Consider the following 18,611-nt stretch of genomic DNA (forward strand, 5'->3'; position numbering starts at 1 on the left):
GCTGGGGTAGAGGTGGTAGAAGCCGTCGAAAAGGCTCTTGAAGCCAAAGGCTTGCTGCCAGTCCGTCATTCCGGCGCGCGCCATGCCTGCGCGGTTGTAATGGTTGAACCCGGCGGCGCTTGACATGCCCGAGCCGATGCCGACGATGATGGCGTCGGCATCGTCGATAAGGCTTCGAAGCCTATACGCTTCCCTCTCTAGAGACGGCATTGGGCAATCTCCTCGAAAGCCGGGGCCATATCGCCGTCAACGAGAATCGTCTCGCACGATGCATCGGGCGCCATAGCCTGGCTGTAGTTGAACACGATGTAGGTGGCGTGCTCGCAGACGTTCGCGATCTGGGCGAGCATGTGCTTTATGATGCCGTTGCGCAGTCCCACGCCAAGTTCGAGGATGGTGACCCTGCCGTTGCGATGGGCTTGCACAAGGCGCTCGAGCTCCTCGAGCTGGGTCATGGCGAGGGCGTCTGGATGGGCGAGGCGCCGCTCGTCAACCGACGTGCGCGTGCTCCCCTCAGTCTCGAGCACGCGCTCCTCGTCGAACCCGGCGCGCGCGAAGTGCCCGTCGATGTTGCATGTGACCACGAAGGTGTCGGCGTGCTCCGTAAGACGCCGCAGCCCGTTCATGAGCGAGCCGGGCTCATATTCGAGATACTCCTTTTGATGGAACCGCTCGGCCCATCGGCGTCGCACGCTGGCATCCGGGGAAGCGAGCCCCTGCAGTATGCAGCCGATGCCGTCTGCCTGAGCGAGGTCGCCGTACGCCTCTTGGAAATGAGCATCGGCGCAGAAAAGGTTGAGCCCCTCCGCCATGTCGAGTCCGTTGCTAGCGCCGATGATGACAAGATCCGCTTCGGCTAGCGCCCTGCCTATGCGAACTGCTTTCGCCGTCTCCATGCGCTACCTCCCCAGCGTCTTGCGCACGTCGGCGAGCACGTCGGCGATGTCGGCGCGAACGGCGAGCCCCCGATCCTCGATCGCGCGGGGGAGAAACTGCGTCTTGTTGTTTACGGCGATGTAGCTGGCCTGCGGTAACTGCGCCGTGAGGGCCCAGAACGGCTCCTGGATAAACGCGGGCGTCATGCGGCCCACACCCAGCTCGAGGAAGAGGATCCTCTGCCGTGCGTGCGCGTCGAGCCAGTCGGACACCTTGCGGTACTGCTCCTCGTAGAGTTCGCCCTGCAGGAAGTTGCCGTAGCCGCGAACCCAGGGGAACGCCTCTGCTCCGCAGTGCGGGCAGCGCGGCACGAGCTCTGTCGGAACCTCCAGACCGTCTCCCATGGCCTCTACCATGTGGGAGACCGGCTCGACCGCGTTCCACACCTCGTCGGTGCAACAGTGGGAGCACTGAAAGAAGCGGTGGTCGCCTTGGATCTCTGCCACTTTCTCCCAGGGATAGAGCTTCACAAACTGCGTGTCCTGGTTGGTGGTGAGCACGAAGAAATCCTTCTCGGCGAGAATGGTGTCGAGGTCCCTGTAGGGCTTGCGCAGCGGGGCGTTGAGCGTGGTGTCGAGGAAGGTGGCGAGGTATCCCCAGCGCGCCTCGGCGGTGGGCCAGCGGTAGAACGACCCCTCGAAAGCGCCCTTGAAACCGTAGCGCTCGGCGAATTTGCCGAAATGCCTGCGATAGGTTGCGTTGTCCTCGTAATAGAAGTCGCCGCCGCCCGCCGCGGAGAGCCCAGAGGCCCCGCCCACCAGCACGCAATCGGCTTCCTCGATCATGCGGGCGAAGTCCCTGATTTGCTGGTCGTAGGGCTCGGGCTCGCGGTCACTCAGCTCATAGGGCGTGCCGCCGCTGCGGTAGGCGGCCTGAAGGGAAAACGATTGGTTGGTGAGCTCGATAACGAGCTGCTCGTACAGGGTCACTGGATACCTTCTTTCAGCTATTATAAACAGGTGTCTATAAAAAGTATCCATGTCGATTTGCTTAAGAGCAATGAACAGCTTCGGCCTGCTGTCGATAAACGAGCGTTTGCCGGGCATTGTCGAGCGTTGCAATTGGAGGGGTAATGGAAGCGGGGAAGATCGATCGTCGCCGACGCTATACACTCTCGGTCATACGGGAGGCGTTCTTCGCGCTGCTGGCCGAGGTCGGCTTCGCGAAGATGACGGTAGCGGATATCTGCCGCCGCGCCGATATCAACCGTGGCACGTTCTATCTGCACTACGAGGACAAGTTCGCCCTGCTCGACGCGCTTATCGACGAGGCCTTGGCGGCGGTGCCGCCGCTCGAGGGAACGGAGGCGGGTGCCCTCTGCCAGCGTCCGCCGGCAAACGATGACTATTATCTGCTCTACTCGGATGACGACGCGTACGCCCGGGTGGCACAGCGCGTCGTCGAGCGCGGCGCCGAGCAGATGATTCCCTCGATCATGGAGGAGACTGGGCTTTCGCGCGAGGACGCCTATCTGCTCTTCGTCCACAACGTCCAGGGAAATCTCGCGGTCAACCGCCTGCTCGGTTGGAGGCGAGGGCCCGAGTTTGCCCACGCTCAGGAGCTGCTCAGCGCCTATTCCGAAGGGGGCATGCGGGCGGTGTCTGCCCGCTATGATTCTCGTAGTTCATCTTGACCACGGGTTCATTTCAAGTAAGCAGTGCAGCTATGAGCTGAGGATAAAGCGCCACAGTGTGCCCCGCGTTCTCGACTTCCCGGCAGAAACGTGAGTCCTTTGGTTAACGCATCTCAAGATTGAGCGTTGGTTCCGCTTTTGATTTGGTGGCATGACGGAGTGGACGGCATGGCATTGTCGCATCGCCGTGCTGTCGCAGCGCCAGACGTCTTCGTGGCTGCCGTTCAGCCCTCGTCGAGCTCCTTCAGCCGGGAGAGGCAGCGGTCCAGAAACCCGCTCCTAGCTTGCGCGGCAAGGAGTCCGTCGCAAAAGCGGTCGCCACGAACGCACCACGTGATGCATGCACGTATCAGGTCAATGTCCCCATGGTCGATGTCGCAGCTGTCTATACCTTCCGAGGTGTCGATGCTATGGCGTTCAAGCGTCTCGAAGTAGCTGGTGTCCGCGAACCCGTCCAGTCCATAGAAATCGTCGACGAAATCCTCGAGTCCGAACGTCCCGCCCCCAAACTCGACATTCATGTTTCTGTCCGCCAGCTTGCCAGCGTACTTGGTTAGTCTTTCGAACATGTTCGCTCCTTAGCTCAAAAGTCCGTTGTCGCCCAGGTAGTCCACGAAGGCATCGATGATCCGTGCCGTGCGAGTCGCGATGTCTATTTCGGTGAAGTCTCCCATGACTTGTGCCAGGCGCTTGAGTTCCGTGATCTTTGTTCCGGCTTTGCGCTTGCCATTGCCGTCGGTGTATCCCTCATAGTATTTGCGTTTATCGCAGAATCTGTAGTCGGCCGCGCGGATGTTTACACGCTTCTCGAGCAGCGCCTTGTTACCCAGCGCCTCCAGGCTGGATTGATCGACGAGCGGGTCTATCTCGTTGCGCTTCTTGGCATAGATGTGCTCAATTTCGAGCGTGGTGTCTAGGTCCATGAGTGGTTGATCTGGGTCTGCGTACGCCCACCAAGTGAGTATGGACTTTGTTACAGGCCTGCCGTTGGTGAACACGTAGGTTCGGAATCGCTCAGCAATATTTGCGCGATTGAAGTGGTGGTTAGGAAACTCCACCGGGCGGTGCTCCACGATGTTGATCATCTCGGGATACACTGGCGAACGCAGCGCGTTCACGCCGGGTCGCTCAATGGCGTAGGCGAAAATGAATGCCGTGATCTTGTTTAGAAAGCCGTAGAGTGCCTCGTCATCGAGGACACCTTTGCTGTCGCTGTTGGCAAGGAACCAGACGCTTAGCAGATAGGTCCACATGCCGTTGGGGGCGTAGTTCAGCACGAAGAGCCTGCGGAGCACGCGCTCGCTGAACCCTTCCTGCGCGTCGACGCGTTTCCAGAAGCCGAGCAGCGCCTCGAGATCGGCGAGCGTGGCGTCCTCCTTGAGCATGGCGTAACCATCGGCACCGAAGAAGTCGCGCAACGATGCGGTGGTCGTGTCGCGGATGCCTTTCTTCGCGCGGCGGTAGTACATGTAGCGCGTAAATAGCTCATCGGTTGGTGTGCCGCGCATGGGCCGGAAGATAGCGTTCGCTCCCTCCTCGAGTCCCTTCCAGCGACGGATGAACTCGTCCTTGCGCCCCGTGTCGGAATAATGCTTGTAGAACTGGCTCTTGAAGATGTCGGCATCCGAGAGAGGCAACCCTCGGTCGTTTAGAGTCGAGAAGATGCGTAGCGCGGTGTCCTGCGATTCCGCTTCAATGGGCAACAGTATCACATTGTTGATGACGCGTGTGGCCATGTAGACGGTGTAGGTGGGCCACTCGCTCACCAGTTGCTCAATTTTCCTCTGGAAGAAAGCGAAGTTGCGGGCATAGGCGCTCTTCCAGCCATCGCCTACATTGCCCTCTCGTAAAATCTCGAGGAATTCATTCTTGTCGTTGTCCGATGCAACCTCGGAGTCGATCTTGAGGCGTTCCATGTCGGGCTCGTCGAACTCGTCGGTTTTCCATACACAACGGGCGATTGCCTCGCGCATCTTCACAGACTGCTTATCCTTCATGTTGGTGAACTTGTCGTAGAACGCGCGGAGCAGCAGCATGATGGTGGTGAGGCGCTGCTGGCCGTCAATGATTTCGAGTTGGCCAGAGAGGTTCTTAAAGGTGACGATGGGTCCTAGGAAGTATTCGTCGTTCTCGCTGTCGAAGCGCTCGTAGTCATCGCCCGGAAAAGCGAACGCGAATAGGTCATCCCACAGCGTTGCGCATTCGTCCTCGCCCCAGGCGTAGGGCCTCTGGTAGTCGGGGATGAGGAAGTCTGATCGCTTATCGGTGAGAAGATCGCGAATCGATCGCTAGTCGATGTTGAGCTTGGACATGAGCTGTACCTTCCGCGCGGGAACAATCAAGATGACACGGATTATATCGCCGAAGTCGTCATTCGCTCTATTGCTGCGAGCTACTGAATCTGGCAACCTCTGGCCAACCCTTACGGTTTCATGTCGTGATCCATATCGGCGCTGATTAATGTCCGTGATGCTTCTGCTTGCACCTTCTTTGGAGAGCGCGAGCGAGAGATGCGATCTACAGACGTCTGAATAGCTCCATCCGTTTTGGTTACAACAAAATGTGTGCCGCGCGCCTGCGGCATGAAGAAGGGAGATTCTTGTGAATATCGTTGTATTGAGCGGTAGCCCGCGTAAGGGCGCCAATACAGATACCATGGTCGAGGCGTTTGCCGAGACCGCGCGTGAGGGCGGCAATACGGTCGAGGTCGTCCGCGTTGCCAGCAAGAAGATCGCCGGCTGCTTGGGATGCCAGTACTGCTTCGCTCATGAGGGCGTCTGCGTGCAGAAGGATGACATGGTCAACGTGATCGAGTCGCTGAAAGACGCAGATATGGTCGTCTTTGCCTCGCCTATCTACTGGTTCGATATCACTGCGCAGGAGAAGGCTGTCATCGACCGCCTGTACGCCTTCGGTGCTACGGGCTTCCCGTTCACCAAGACGGCCCTTTTGCTCGATAGCCACAGCGAGGGCGTCTATGATGCGGCGATCGCCATGTACAAGTCCACGTGCGCATACTGCAAGTGGGAGGACCAGGGCATTGTCACCATCAGCGGTATGACCGAGCGCGACAGCATGGCCTCCTCGCCCAAGCTGGAAGAGGTGCGAGAGCTCGCTCGCAAGCTCGCCTAAGGGCAAGAAGAGCGCATGGCAATCGGTGTTGGTGGAAATGCTTGCTGTCCTTACCGAGAGATAGGGGCGCATTCCCTCAAGCGCCGTATAGAACAATTTTTAAACGCAGAAAAATAACTGAAAACAAATTAATCCGCGTTAAAATATTGTCAAACAGAAGTTAATGAGGGAAGGTTGCGTATGCGTCGCAAGGCAGACGAGCTACTTAGGGAATGGCGAGACAGAGCTGATAGAAAACCTTTGCTGGTCAAAGGCGTGCGCCAGTGTGGCAAGACCTATTTGCTCAGAACGTACGCCCAGGATCTTTTCGAATCGGTTGTCTACGTTAATCTTGAGAACGACCGGTCGGCGCGAGCGGATTTTTCGGGCGGTCTTGACCCTCATTCGATTGTGCGCGCGATCGAGGCTCGTACGGGACAGCGTATCGTGCCTGGCAAAACCTTACTGTTCATTGACGAGATCCAGGCATGCGAGGAAGCGCTCACTTCCCTTAAATACTTTTGCGAAGATGCTCCCGAGTATTACGTTGCGGCTGCCGGGTCGCTTCTTGGGGTTGCCATTAACCATCAGTCGTATTCGTTCCCCGTCGGAAAGACCGACTTGATCGAGATGACTCCACTCGATTTCGAGGAGTTTCTCTGGGCAATGGGGCACGATCAGCTGGTCGATGAGATACGCTCGTCATTCGAGTTAATGGGTCCTCTTGCGCCAAGCCTTCATGAAAAGGCGCTTAGGCTCTATCGACAGTATCTTGTTGTTGGCGGAATGCCCGAGGCGGTCCAAACGTATATCGATGATCAGTCAATCATTGATGTGGCCGAAAAGCATCGGATTATTCTCGACGGATATTCCGCCGACACCAATAAATATGCTGATGAACGCTTGAGCGCAAAGACGCGTGCGTGCTTCGATTCCATTCCACAGCAGCTTGCCAAAGAGAATCGCAAATTTCAATACAAGGTAGTGCGAGCGGGGGGCAATGCGTCTCTCTTTGGAGATGCTCTCGACTGGCTTGTATTGTCGGGTACGGTGGCGCGCTGCAGCCTAGTCGGGCAGATCGAAAGCCCTTTAGAGGCCTTCGTTAACCCTTCTGCTTTTAAAATCTATCAGGCGGATACAGGGCTGCTCGTCTCCAAGGCCGGTGCTCAACGCGCCGATATTCTTGCCGGCATCGGCGGCACATTCATGGGTGCACTTACCGAAAACTACGTCGCCCAACAGCTTTCAGCCATGGGCTATCCGCTGCATTATTGGGCGCGAGATAATCGTGCGGAAATCGACTTTGTAGTAGAGAAGCAGGGATGCTTGTCTGCGATTGAAGTCAAGGCGGGAGAGAACACAAGATCTCGAAGCCTGTCCTCACTTAAAAAGACCCATCCGGGCGTACGCCTTATCAGGCTATCGACTAAGCCCTTTGGAATGAATGATGGGCTTATGTCTGTTCCACTTTATGCGGCATTTTGTCTATAGGGATGATGCTGGTGTAATGCATGGGGCCCAGGGCGCAGCGTTTACTGCGCTCCGGGCCCCGCTGCTTAGTTAAACCATGACGGTTTGGTCGCCGTCGTCCTAGTCAAACAAACTCGGCATGTCGTTTTCCTTCATGAGGGCACCGGCAGAGGGCAGGCTCTGCGCGGTGAACTTCTCGGCCGAGACGCCGGCGCCAAGAATCTCCTCGGTCGTGCCGACAGTGGTGACCGAGCGGCCCTTCTTGGCCGTGAAAGCCTGGACGCCCTGCGTGTTGGTGGTCGTCTTGGTCTTGAGCAGCGACGTGTTGAAGTTCATCAGGCGGTAGTCGCTCGAGACCAGCGCGATGTCGCGATCTTCCTTGAGCACCTGGGCATACAGCAGCTTGCTGCCACCATAGATGGCGTTTTTGAGGCGCTTGCGGTTGGTCTTGGTAACGTATCCGGCAAGCGCGACACGCACCACGCGGCCGTTCTCAAAGACGAACAGCACGTCGGCCTTGTAGTCCTCGGGGTCGATGACCCAGATGACGTTCTCGTCGGGTTCCATCTCAAGATCGGTCGGCAGGTACGAGCCCAGCTGTGCCGACTTGGTGTCCTCAAACGCCGTGACCTTGCACTTGTACACCTGGCTCTTGTTGGTAAAGACCAGCAGCTCGTGGGTGTTGGAGGACGGGAACTCGATAAAGGGTTTGTCGCCGTCCTTGTACTTGAGCGTGGTCGCCTTCTTGAGCACGCGGTCCGTCATCTTCTTGAGGTAGCCATCGCGCGAGAGCATGATCGTAACCGGGTACTCCTCGACCTCGGGCTCCAAGCTTACCTCGATAACCTCATGGGGCTCGATCCTGCCCGTGCGGCGCGGCATCACGTACTTCTTGTTGACCGCGGCCAGCTCGTCGCTGATGACCTTCTTGATGTTCTCTTCGCTCGAAAGGATCTCCTCAAGCTCGGCAATCTCACCCTCGAGCTTGGCGATGTCCTTGGTGCGGTTGAGGATGTACTCCTCGTTGATGTTGCGGAGCTTGAGCTCCGCGACAAACTCGGCCTGGGTCTCGTCGATGTCGAAACCCTTCATAAGGTTGGGCACAACCTCGGCTTCGAGCTTGGTGCCACGGATGATGGCGATGGCCTTGTCGATGTCGAGCAGGATCGCCTCAAGGCCGTGCAGCAGGTGCAGGCGCTCGGACTTTTTGCCCAGGTCAAAGTTAATGCGGCGACGCGTGGACTCAATACGCCACTTGACCCACTCGTGCAGAATCTGGCGCACGCCCATAACACGGGGATAGCCGTCGACGAGCACGTTGAAGTTGCACGAGAACGAATCCTGCAGCGTGGTCGAGCGATAGAGCTTGGCCATGAGCTTGTCGGGGTCGACACCGCGCTTAAGGTCGATGGCGATACGCAGACCCGAAAGGTCGGTTTCATCGCGGATGTCTGCGATCTCCTTGACCTTGCCCTCCTTGGAGAGCTTGACGATGCGCTCGATGATGACATCGGTCTTGGTGGTGTAGGGGATCTCGTAGACCTCGATGATGCGCTCTTCGGGAATCCAGCGCCAGCGGGAGCGAATCTGGAAGCTGCCCAGGCCAGTCTCGACGATCTTCTCCATCTCCTCGCGGCGGTAGATAATTTCGCCGCCGGTCGAGAAGTCGGGCATGGGCATGTACTCGAGCAGGTCGCAGTCGGGATCCTGCAGGTAGTGCATCGTGGCGGTGCAGACCTCGTTGAGGTTGAAACCGCAGATGTCGGACGCCATGGCGACGCCGATGCCCTTGTTGGCCGAGACGAGGATGTTGGGGAACGTGGTGGGCAGCAGGCGCGGCTCCTTCATGGCGCCGTCGTAGCTGTCGACGAAGTCGACCGGGTCCTTGTCGATGTCCTTGAAGATCTCGGCGCTGATGGGGGAGAGCTTGGCCTCGGTATAACGAGAGGCGGCGTAGCTCAGGTCGCCCGAATAGTACTTGCCAAAGTTGCCCTTCGACTCCACGAAGGGGGCAAGCAGCGCTTCGTTACCCGTCGCCAGGCGCACCATCGTCTCGTAGATCGCGGCGTCGCCGTGCGGGTTGAGCTTCATGGTCTGACCCACGATGTTGGCGCTCTTCTGGCGCTCGCCCTTGAGCAGACCCATCTTGTACATAGTGTAGAGCAGCTTGCGATGCGAGGGCTTAAAGCCATCAATCTCGGGGAATGCGCGCGAGACGTTGACGCTCATGGCGTAGGGCATGTAGTTGACCTCGAGCGTCTGCGTGATCGGCTGGTCGGTGACCTCGGAGTGCAGGCCGATGACGTTCTCGGCGTTGACCTGCTTTTTCTTTGGCTGGTTCTTCGTCTTCTTCTTTGCCACGATTTCCTCTTGAACTTCTTATAGGCCGTCGTTATCGATTTGCTGCTACTGCAGGTCCAGCTGGTCCAGGTATTCCTTGCCGTGCTCGGAGATATGGCGCTTGCGGCCCGCCTCGTCGTTGCCCAGCAAAAGGTTGAACATGGTTTCCATCTTGGTGACGTCCTCGGGCTCCACCTTGATCAGGCGGCGCGTCTCGGGATTCATAGTGGTGAGCCACATCATGTCCGGGTCGTTCTCACCAAGACCCTTGGAGCGGTTGATGGAGCACTTTTGGTCGCCGACTTCTTTGAGGATGCCGTTCTTCTCGAGCTCGGTGTAGGCAAAGTAGGTCTTCTCTTTGCAGTTGATCTCGTAGAGCGGCGACTCGGCGATATACACGTAGCCTTCGTCGATAAGCGTGGGCACCAGGCGATAGAGCATGGTGAGCACGAGCGTGCGGATGTGATAGCCGTCGACGTCGGCGTCTGTACAGATGATGACCTTGTTCCAGTTGAGGTTGTCCAGGTCGAAGGCACCGAGGTTCTTGATCCGCTTGTCCTTGATCTCCACGCCGCAGCCCAGCACGCGCATAAGGTCCATGATGATGTCGGACTTAAAGATGCGCGGATAATCCTCCTTTAGGCAGTTGAGGATTTTGCCTCGGACGGGCATAACGCCCTGGAACTCGGCATCGCGCGAGGTACGAATGGCGCCTGCTGCCGAGTCGCCCTCTACGATGTAGATCTCGCGGCGGCTCTTGTCCTTGGAGCGGCAGTCGATGAACTTCTGCACGCGGTTGGCCATGTCGGTCTTCTGCTGCAGGTTGGTTTTGATGCTCTGGCGCGTCTTTTCGGCGTTCTCGCGCGAACGCTTATTGATGAGCACCTGCTCCATGATCTTGTTGGCGGCATCTTTGTTCTCGATCAAGTAGGTCGAGAGGCGCTCCTTAAAGAATGCCGTCATGGCCTGCTGGATAAAGCGGTTATTGATGGCCTTTTTGGTCTGGTTCTCGTAGGACGTCTGGGTGGAGAAGCAGTTGGTCACCAGTACCAGGCAGTCCTGGACGTCTTGCCACTTAATGCCAGTCTCGTTTTTGTTGTACTTGCCCTGTTGCTTAATGTAGGCATCGATGGCGCTGGTCAGAGCGCTGCGGGCGGCCTTCTCGGGCGAGCCGCCGTTCTCGAGCCACGATGAGTTGTGGTAGTACTCCTGCATCGTAAGGGTGCGCGAGAAGCACATGCACGCGGTGATCTTTACGTTGTAATCGGGCAGGTCCTCGCGATCGCGACCGCGACGGTCGGCCTCGATAAAGAAGGGCTCGGTAAGGTAGTCGGCACCGACCTTCTCGAGCACGTAGTCCTCGATGCCCTTGGGGTAGCAAAAATCCTCTTCGGAAAACTCGCCGTCGTCGCCTTCGATGCGCAGACGGAAGGTCACGTTGGCGTTGACCACGGCCTGGCGGCGCATGGTCTCGCGATACCAGTCGTGGGGAATGCTGATCGAGGTAAAGACCTCAAGATCGGGGCGCCACTTGATGGTGGTGCCGGTGCGGTTCTCATCGCTGGGCTCAATCTCGAGCGCCTTCTTTTTGGTGCCGACGACCTTGCCCTTCTTAAAGTGCAGGGAGTACTTGTTGCCGTCGCGCCAGACGGTGACGTCCATGTACTCGGAAGCGTACTGGGTCGCGCACGAGCCCAGGCCGTTGGTGCCGAGCGAGAAGTCGTAGTCGCCGCCCTGGTTGTTGTTGTACTTGCCGCCGGCGTAGAGCTCGCAGAAGACGAGCTCCCAGTTAAAGCGCTTCTCGGAAGGGTTCCAGTCGAGCGGGCAGCCACGGCCATTGTCCTCTACCTGAATAGAGCCATCGCGAAAGGCGGTGAGGGTGATGAGCTTGCCGTAGCCCTGGCGCGCCTCGTCAACGGCGTTGGACAGGATCTCGAAGGCGGCATGCGCGCAACCGTCGAGTCCGTCCGAGCCAAAGATGACGGCGGGGCGCAGGCGTACGCGCTCCTCGTCCTTGAGCTGGCGGATACTGTCGTTACCATAGTTTGCGGTGTTTTTTGCCATACTCGCTCTCTCGGTGCTCCTTTGCTGCGTTTTAGTCATATAGATAGTCAAGGTAGCATAGCCCAGGCCTTGGGCGATTCCAACCAACACGAATTCCATCGAACAATCGTTCGGATTAACGGGTAAAACGTGTCGTGCGGATTGTTGTTCCGAATCGAACATTGGGACAAGCGTCTCGTTTTATGGGCCACGGGCGTGCGTGTGCGAGTCCCTTTGGCCCATAAGGAACGCTGGCGGGTCGTTATTTGGGCCGTGGGTCACTTCGCCGGCGTCGTGTTTCGTCATACGCTCATAGTGGAAGCCGATGCCACGGGGTCGACTTGGGACTCGGGCAACGGATGAGCTGCAAGCCGAAAGGAGCGGTGAGGATGATGAAGCCCATGACGAAGAAGCTGCTGTTAGGAATTCCCACCGTGACGCTTTCGGCCGTGCTGGCATGTACGGTGGCCGGCTGCGGCGGTAATGCGCCGAGTGGCTCGGGCGGGAGCGCACCTGTGCAGGAGAAGGCCGAGAAGCCCAAGGCCTATGAGTCGCAGACGGTCGAGGTGGCAGGCATTACCTATGAGTCGGTGGCTCACGGTACGTTCTATCGCGGTGATGCCAAGAAGCAGGACGGCTTTTACCTGCACATCAAGATTACCAACAACAACACAAAGAACAGGACGTTCAGTTCCTTTAACGTGCATGCTGCCCAGGGCGATCTTGAGGCAGGCGACCCGTTGTTTACTTCCGGCAAGGCGGCCGTGCTCGACTACGTTGCAAGTGAGGCTCCCGATGAGCTTCACGAGGGCATCGATCTTTCCAAGAGGCCAGATATCGGCCCGGGCGAGACCGTTGAGTACGTGTATTTCTGGGCGCCCAAGACGGCGTACTACGGGCCCATCACTGTCGAGTTCGTAGACGCTTACGCCCCCGCCAAGAATCATGAGGCCATGCACTTTGACACCACGGGATGCGAGACCAAGGAGTTCAAGGCGGCCGGCGGCGTGGCCGATTCTGGCGAGAAGGCAGATTTAACGGGCATCGACTGCGCATCGTACAGCATCGAGGCCGCCGATGGGTACACGCTGGATTCGTCCGACGAAGAGCACGAAAAGGCAAACTTCTTCCACGACGAGACTGGAGGACGCCTGAACATCAGCATCTTCCTACGCTCGCCGGAGGAAGAGGTTGCAAGCCTAGAGCAGGTCTACGAAGGTAAGGAGACAACAACCGACCAGGTCGAGTACAACGGCATAACGTGGCTGCGCTTTACCGGTCCCGACAACGGCCATACACTGTTTGCGACGGCTCCCGCAACGGGTGAAACCGTCCGCGTGTCGATTGGCTGGAAGATCGATTGGGACGCCGCCGTGCCCATGATGGAGGCGCTGAAGCTCAAGTAACGCCGCAATTCTTACGTCAGGCGACTCAGGGCTGGCTCCGAGTTATCGGGGCCAGTCCTTTTTGGTGCTCGATGAGCCGAGCCGGCGTCTCTCACAAAAATAACTAGGAGCTAGCGAGACTTATCCGAATTGACCTCATTGGCGGTGTCTTTTTCGAGCGCCGTGCGGCGGGCGCTGTAGGCGATGAGGCCCGCGCCTGCCGCGGCGAGTGCTGCAGCGGCTGCTGTAAGGGGAGCGTTGACATCGCCCGTGCCCGCAAGCGCGCCCGCTTTTCCGGAGCGCTTGTTATTGCCGTGGTTCTTGCCGCTGCCGGAGCTGCTTCCGCCGGAGCCGCCGCCCTCGTCAGTACCGCTGCCACTCGAGCCACCATCGCCGTCTGCTGTCATCGGGGCGTCGTGAAGTCCTGTCGTATCCGCGCTGCCGCATACGCCGACCTGAACTTCTGAGCGCTCGCATGCCGCGTCGGGCACATGAAGCTCGTGCAGCACGGCACCCAGCGCCGAGTTTGCACCCGGTCGAATTTCCTCGAGCGTTACGGGATCGAGCGCCACCAGATTACGCGCCTTCGCATACAGCGTTACGCGTTTGCCCACTTCGTCGCTCCAACTCTCGGGGATGGCGAAGCTCATGCGAAACTGTGCCGTGCAACCCGGTGCCAGCACGGCGTTGCCGTTGTCGGCTACCAGCGGGTGCATTGCAAAACGTGCGCCCAGCGTCTCGAGCGCGTACTTCACGTGTGCCATGTCGTTGGCCGAAGCGTCCTCGGCAAGCTCTGGATCGTAGATCGAAACCATGCGTGCGTTCACTCCGAATCCGATGGATGCGCTGGAGAACGGCTGGTTGGAGCCCTCTCGGTACAGATCGATCGTGCCGGCGGTGAGCAGCGTGTTGCCGTCGTTTCGCACCGTGACCATGAAGGATTCGCCTGCTGCTCCGGGCACCACCGCGCCCGAGGTAGCAACGGCGCCCGTCGGAGTGGCACACGCCACCAAGGGCACTTCGATGCCGTGTAGTTCTGCCTCGCTCTTCTCCGCGCTCACAATGTGCGTGGCGAGCGCGGAGAGCATGCCCCCCGACGTCAAAAATGTCGTTATCTGATCGACGGGATGGTCCAGCTCGCACATCACGAACGGCTCCGTAAACAGATCACCTGCCAAGGTGCTGGCGAAGATGCGGAAGTGCTTGCCCATCACTGCTACTGGGTTGCCTTCTTCGTCGTAGGTTTGCCCCACCTTGCCATCGGTGTTCTCTACATAGAGCACGCACCTGCCGTTGTTGCTTACGCTAAACGATGCCGGGCCACAGCCCGCGGCGCCCACGGGCTGCGTTGCAAATGCCGATGCGCCTCGTGCCCAAGTAATATGCTGCAGTTGCTCGTTGACGGTTGCCAAAAAGCCCGAATGTTGTGGCCACGGCACCGCGTGGGGCACCGCGGCGTCCGGCGGCATAACGCCCCAGCCCGCGATAGACTGGCCAATCACGGCGTACGAAGCGCAGCCGCAACCGTCTGCGGTCTCGTATGCAACGGGCACCACCATTTTGCCGTTGATATTCTCGGGCTCGCCCAGCTCGATACTCGACGGTGCCTGCGGAAAGCGGAGAACTTGGCGGAACGTCAGGCTGTCGCCCAAATCATCCGACCACAGGGCAAAGCACTCCAGCGCAACCTTAGCCTCGCTGCCGAGCGCCTTTTCTGCGGTGGTTCCGCGGCGGTGGAGGTAGGCGCCCGACAGACGTCCGTCGACAAGTGTCTTGCCCACCGTGATGCGTGGGCACTGCAGGCAATGGTAGCCATCCTCCTGAAGGCGGCCGCGCGAGATGCTGCGCCATGACGTATGCGATATCACGCGAACTCCGTCGTTGCTTATGCGCAGGCGCACAACGGACAGTATGCCGGATGTGCTCGCCGTATCGAAAAGGGTGTTGTCACCGGCGGGGCGCTCGCCCGAGACCAGCAGCACGTAGGCGTCCTGGTTTCTCCTCCCGTCTGTATATTCCACCACGTCGAAGTCGTAATCGTATATGCCGTCGCGCTCCACGTCGCCCTCGCCAAACCCAAGGGGGAAGTCCACGGGTGTGGGAGCGGACCACGTGCCGTTCGTCTTTGTATGCGCCACCAGGCGCGAGCGGCCATTGTCGCCGTAGCGCACCGAGGCGATACGGAACAAGCACTCCACGCCGGCGATTATCGCCAGCTTCATGTGGGCTTCGCTGAGCACGCCAGCAAACAGCACGTTGTCGCTCGAGGGCCTGATGCCGCCACGCTCGTCCTCCGACACGCCGGCAGAATTGGCGTTGGGGTCCGCAACGGCGTTCGTCGCCTGCCCGATATAGGTGTACTTATACATTGGCGCGGCGTTTTCGTCGTTCTCTATCAGTGCATGGACGAAATGCTCGATCTGTCCCGTGTCGTCGCTTTCTGCATCCGCCTCGAGCTCAATGCGCGTGACCGCTTGATCCCAATCGCGCACGACAGGCGCGGCGTTTACGGCAGTGGCCTTAACCTCGGCGCGTGCGAGCAGCTCGGCGTTGGTGACGATGGTGGCCGATGCGATAAATTGCGGCACACCACCTACCTCGATGTTGCCGGGCGTGCCGAAGCGGGCATCCAGCGTATAAGGTGTATCTCCACCCAAGGCCAGCTCAGAGCGCTGGAGCACATACTGGTCGCCGTTGTTCACCGACATATTCCACGAATCGGCGAGTGTGGGCCACGATCCCGACCAAGCCTTGGTGGTCCACTTGAACATGACGAACTGGAGTATCACATCGACATCGACGTCTGCACCTACGCGCAGTCGCGGAAGCTGGTGTCCATCCGCCTTCTCGTACCCAATGAACAACGTGAGGGATGCGGCGCCGCGCACGGCAGACGAGGCGACGCCTGCAACGCCGGCTCCAAAGGTGACGGCAAGCCCGATCTGGATGGTGAAAGAGCCCGACGTGTTGGAATAGTCGAGCGAAATGTTCTTGAAAAACGCCGCGCCGCTACCGTGCGTGTGGGCGCCCACGGCGAGCGCCAGTTTTGCCAGCACCCAGGGGTTGACGTTTAGGAAAAACGGCACCGGTCCCAGGGTAAACTGCTCAGTCCAATTGAGGTCGGTTCTTACTTGGAAGAGGGCCTTGATATTGCCGAATGCGGGATCGTTGTTGTCACCCCAGGTTTTGCCCACCCAGTCGTAGGCGAGCGAGCCGTACAGCTGTGTGGCGATATCCATCGTGAACAGCAGCGTGCAATGGTGGCGAAGGAGTTTGGTGTTTCTTGGGTCGGTGCCCGAACCGGCACTCATGCGCTTGTACTGATTCCACTTCCCCTCCATTTCGTCGAGGTAGCGGTTTGCCTGCTTGGCGCCCGACTCGCGCGGCGATTTCTTCCAGTATTCCGGATCAGGGTTGCCCGAATCGTTCATATAGCCGACTGGTTTGTATCCTCCGCCAAATAGTACGTACCCGGCAAACGAGAAATCGAAGAGGATCGGAAATGTGGGCATCCAACACGTGAACTTATTACCACCGATGCCGGGAAACGCCGCTGGGAAATCAAACGGAGTAATCTCTTGGTCCATGGTGGTGGGGACGATAGTGGTCGATCCGGATTCCGCCTTTGCCGCCGGCGCGGTAACAACGGCCATGGAGGAGGAGAGTGTATAGGTTTTTCCCTGATAGTCGAGGACAAAGCGCAGCTTGCACCCTTCTTCCAGAAGGCCCGATGCCGCATCGAGGAACTTGTCTTCGAGTGTGAACGTCGCCAGATTATCCGCGCCCGATGCGCTGGCCTTGACTTGGCCAATCTGCGTGACGGTTTCGGATGAGCTGCCCGCGGCGGGCGTCACTTTGTTGATGCGCAGCGTTGCCTGTCCACCCTGTGGCAGATACGCCTGCACGGTAAAGGCGTGCGTATCGGGCTGTTCGCTTGCTGCTTCGTCCGCTGGCAGTGCCATAAACGTGGCGTCGGCGTATTGGATGTCCCATTCGTCGAATGTGAGCTGGCGGAAGTACGGCTCGCCGTCGGAAAGCGGACGCGTGGGCGCGGTTATGGCGGTGCCGCCCTGGATACGCGCAAGGGGAATCTCGACATCACGGTAGCCCGCCATGCTAATGGAGATGCCGCCGTTAAAGTCGTACGCGTCGAGAAGCGTTGCCTCGTCCACGTAGCCTTCCGAAAGCGGCGCGACCTCAAAGATGGCCGTGCCTTCTTCATCGGTCGTGGCGGCGAGCTGCTTGCCTGCGGCGTAGCGCGACGTGAGCGTGACCTTGGCGCCTGCGATAGGCGTATTCTTGTTGGCGACGTCGACCACCACCACGCCGAACATGGTGCGCGAGAGCACCAGGACCTTGAAGGGGTCTTCTTCGTCGGCATAGGCCACGGTGGGCGCGAACGGCAGCAGGAAGGCATTTTCGCTTCCCGGCACGCGAGGCAACATAATGCTCGCTAGCGAGGACGCTCCGGCAACAAGTAACGAACGGCGATCAAGCATCTTGGGCTCCCATCCCGCAAATATCGGTGGAAATAATCCAATTTTGCGAGAAGGCGCCCCGTGGCGGTAGTGCCATTCAAGGGTCAAAATGTCCAAATTGATCGAGCGAAGCGCTGGGTTCCGGAACGCGTTCGATGCGCTTGGCAGCCCGGTCGCTAACGCAACATATGCGCGACCAGCTCGGCGCGTGTGCCGATGCCAAGCTTTGCGTATACGCCGGATAGGCGGTTTTTGACGGTGCCCGGCGATACTCCCATATGGCGTGCGATTTCGGCGTTGGTCCACCCACGACAGGCGAGCATGGCCATGGTGAATTCCGTGGTCGTTAAATCGTCGGCCACGTCCTCGCCCGAATCGGGGTTGTGGATGCGCCGCCAGCCGTAGCTGAAGCGGTACGTGATCTCGATGATGCGCGCGAAGTCGTCAGGGTATTGCGTTTTTAGGCACGCCTCGATGAGCCCCTGTAAAAGGCCGTGGTGCTCGCCAATGAGCTCGATAAGGCCGTCGGGACGCGCAATGTTCCAAGCGGTTCCGAAGTGTGCCTTTGCGGCGTCGATGTCCTTGAGGCTCATGCATGCCATGGAAGCTGCCAGGTGCAGGAACAGTTCCGAGATGGGATAACTTTCCTGTTTCATAATCAGGGCGTTTTCCGCCATGCCCAGACTGCGGCCGTATTCGCCGCGCAGATACAAGGCGTGCGCCATCACGTAGCTGGCGAACAGGCGCAGGCCTTCGGGCAGATGCGCCGCAAGTGGATAAAACTCTTCGGCAGAATACGGGGAAGGCAAGTGCAGCAGGACGCTCGCGGCCGAGGCGAACAGGATATGCGTGGCGTGGACGGCGGGCGATTCCTCGTCAGTTGGCGTATCGAGGATGCCCGCAAGGCAACGGCGGGCATCGGCGATACGGTTGAGCGACAGGCTGGCATATCCGCAGATAAAGCATGCGGAATAGCGTAGCGCGGGATCGGTGGCGTCAAGATAGGGGCGCGCCGTCTTGGCAGCGAGGGCGGCTTGTCCGCGAAAGTACAGCGCTTCTGCCGTGGCAATGGCGCGCGAATCGGGGTCGGAAATGCCTGCAACCGCAGCGTCAATCTGCCCCGGCACAAAGGCGGTGCACATCAATGGCATGGGAACGCATGGGTAGCCATCGCAGTCCATCTTCCATCTCCCAACAGCTGGCAACAATAGCAGC

Annotated in this window: 12 protein-coding genes and 1 pseudogene; 4 read left to right on the forward strand and 9 right to left on the reverse strand. The window is 58.9% G+C overall.

Annotated elements, in window-relative coordinates:
* The 3 genes and pseudogenes from DW003_RS08810 to DW003_RS08820 all read right to left on the reverse strand — a co-directional run.
* Positions 1-210 (reverse strand): annotated as a pseudogene (locus DW003_RS08810) (hypothetical protein); the annotation flags it as partial.
* On the reverse strand, positions 198-896 hold the full coding sequence (locus tag DW003_RS08815) for a hypothetical protein (protein WP_118388683.1): 699 nt from the start codon (positions 894-896) through the stop codon (positions 198-200). The gene DW003_RS08815 and the pseudogene DW003_RS08810, both read right to left, overlap by 13 nt.
* Before the next feature lie 3 nt (positions 897-899).
* A complete protein-coding gene (locus DW003_RS08820) occupies positions 900-1,916 on the reverse strand; it encodes an NAD-dependent protein deacetylase (RefSeq protein ID WP_117758303.1) in 1,017 nt (338 codons plus the stop codon).
* 92 nt (positions 1,917-2,008) lie between these two features.
* Here DW003_RS08820 and DW003_RS08825 point away from each other — a divergent pair, with 92 nt between their 5' ends.
* Positions 2,009-2,569, forward strand: coding sequence for a TetR/AcrR family transcriptional regulator (locus tag DW003_RS08825; protein WP_117758298.1), 561 nt, complete (start codon positions 2,009-2,011; stop codon positions 2,567-2,569).
* Positions 2,570-2,793: 224 nt separating this feature from the next.
* Here DW003_RS08825 and DW003_RS08830 read toward each other — a convergent pair whose 3' ends face one another.
* Together DW003_RS08830 and DW003_RS08835 are read right to left on the reverse strand one after the other, a co-directional pair.
* A complete protein-coding gene (locus DW003_RS08830) occupies positions 2,794-3,138 on the reverse strand; it encodes a DUF6508 domain-containing protein (protein WP_117758297.1) in 345 nt (114 codons plus the stop codon).
* A gap of 9 nt (positions 3,139-3,147) precedes the next feature.
* A complete protein-coding gene (locus DW003_RS08835; protein WP_255413736.1) occupies positions 3,148-4,851 on the reverse strand; it encodes a DUF262 domain-containing protein in 1,704 nt (567 codons plus the stop codon).
* A gap of 319 nt (positions 4,852-5,170) precedes the next feature.
* On the opposite strand from DW003_RS08835, the gene DW003_RS08840 reads away from it, so the two are divergent.
* Together DW003_RS08840 and DW003_RS08845 are read left to right on the forward strand one after the other, a co-directional pair.
* Positions 5,171-5,701, forward strand: a complete 531-nt coding sequence (locus DW003_RS08840) for a flavodoxin family protein (protein WP_117583296.1) — start codon at positions 5,171-5,173, stop codon at positions 5,699-5,701.
* Between the two features lie 180 nt (positions 5,702-5,881).
* Positions 5,882-7,171, forward strand: a complete 1,290-nt coding sequence (locus DW003_RS08845) for an ATP-binding protein (RefSeq protein ID WP_117583295.1) — start codon at positions 5,882-5,884, stop codon at positions 7,169-7,171.
* 99 nt (positions 7,172-7,270) lie between these two features.
* On the opposite strand, the gene DW003_RS08850 is transcribed toward DW003_RS08845, so the two are convergent.
* Positions 7,271-9,511 (reverse strand): DNA gyrase subunit A, encoded by a 2,241-nt coding sequence (locus DW003_RS08850; protein WP_117766807.1) that lies wholly within the window; start codon positions 9,509-9,511, stop codon positions 7,271-7,273.
* Between the two features lie 45 nt (positions 9,512-9,556).
* A complete protein-coding gene (locus tag DW003_RS08855; protein WP_117766809.1) occupies positions 9,557-11,554 on the reverse strand; it encodes a type IIA DNA topoisomerase subunit B in 1,998 nt (665 codons plus the stop codon).
* Positions 11,555-11,922: 368 nt separating this feature from the next.
* Here DW003_RS08855 and DW003_RS08860 point away from each other — a divergent pair, with 368 nt between their 5' ends.
* Positions 11,923-12,939, forward strand: a complete 1,017-nt coding sequence (locus DW003_RS08860) for a hypothetical protein (RefSeq protein WP_117766811.1) — start codon at positions 11,923-11,925, stop codon at positions 12,937-12,939.
* A 110-nt stretch (positions 12,940-13,049) separates the two neighbouring features.
* Here DW003_RS08860 and DW003_RS08865 read toward each other — a convergent pair whose 3' ends face one another.
* Entirely contained in the window at positions 13,050-17,417 is a 4,368-nt protein-coding gene (locus DW003_RS08865; protein ID WP_118388685.1) for a hypothetical protein, read from the reverse strand.
* A 155-nt stretch (positions 17,418-17,572) separates the two neighbouring features.
* Positions 17,573-18,577 carry a helix-turn-helix transcriptional regulator gene (locus DW003_RS10015; protein ID WP_199665677.1) on the reverse strand — a complete coding sequence of 335 codons (1,005 nt, stop codon included), beginning with the start codon at positions 18,575-18,577 and terminating at the stop codon, positions 17,573-17,575.
* Between the last annotated feature and the right edge of the window lie 34 nt (positions 18,578-18,611).

Source organism: Collinsella sp. AF36-3AT (assembly GCF_003475205.1).
Taxonomy (GTDB): domain Bacteria; phylum Actinomycetota; class Coriobacteriia; order Coriobacteriales; family Coriobacteriaceae; genus Collinsella; species Collinsella aerofaciens_AF.

Coding starts and splice junctions, on each gene's coding strand:
- DW003_RS08815 (WP_118388683.1), bottom strand. CDS start 896: ATGGAGACGGCGAAAGCAGTTCGCATAGGCAGGGCGCTAGCCGAAGCG.
- DW003_RS08820 (WP_117758303.1), bottom strand. CDS start 1,916: ATGGATACTTTTTATAGACACCTGTTTATAATAGCTGAAAGAAGGTAT.
- DW003_RS08825 (WP_117758298.1), top strand. CDS start 2,009: ATGGAAGCGGGGAAGATCGATCGTCGCCGACGCTATACACTCTCGGTC.
- DW003_RS08830 (WP_117758297.1), bottom strand. CDS start 3,138: ATGTTCGAAAGACTAACCAAGTACGCTGGCAAGCTGGCGGACAGAAAC.
- DW003_RS08845 (WP_117583295.1), top strand. CDS start 5,882: ATGCGTCGCAAGGCAGACGAGCTACTTAGGGAATGGCGAGACAGAGCT.
- DW003_RS08855 (WP_117766809.1), bottom strand. CDS start 11,554: ATGGCAAAAAACACCGCAAACTATGGTAACGACAGTATCCGCCAGCTC.
- DW003_RS08860 (WP_117766811.1), top strand. CDS start 11,923: ATGATGAAGCCCATGACGAAGAAGCTGCTGTTAGGAATTCCCACCGTG.
- DW003_RS08865 (WP_118388685.1), bottom strand. CDS start 17,417: ATGCTTGATCGCCGTTCGTTACTTGTTGCCGGAGCGTCCTCGCTAGCG.
- DW003_RS10015 (WP_199665677.1), bottom strand. CDS start 18,577: ATGGACTGCGATGGCTACCCATGCGTTCCCATGCCATTGATGTGCACC.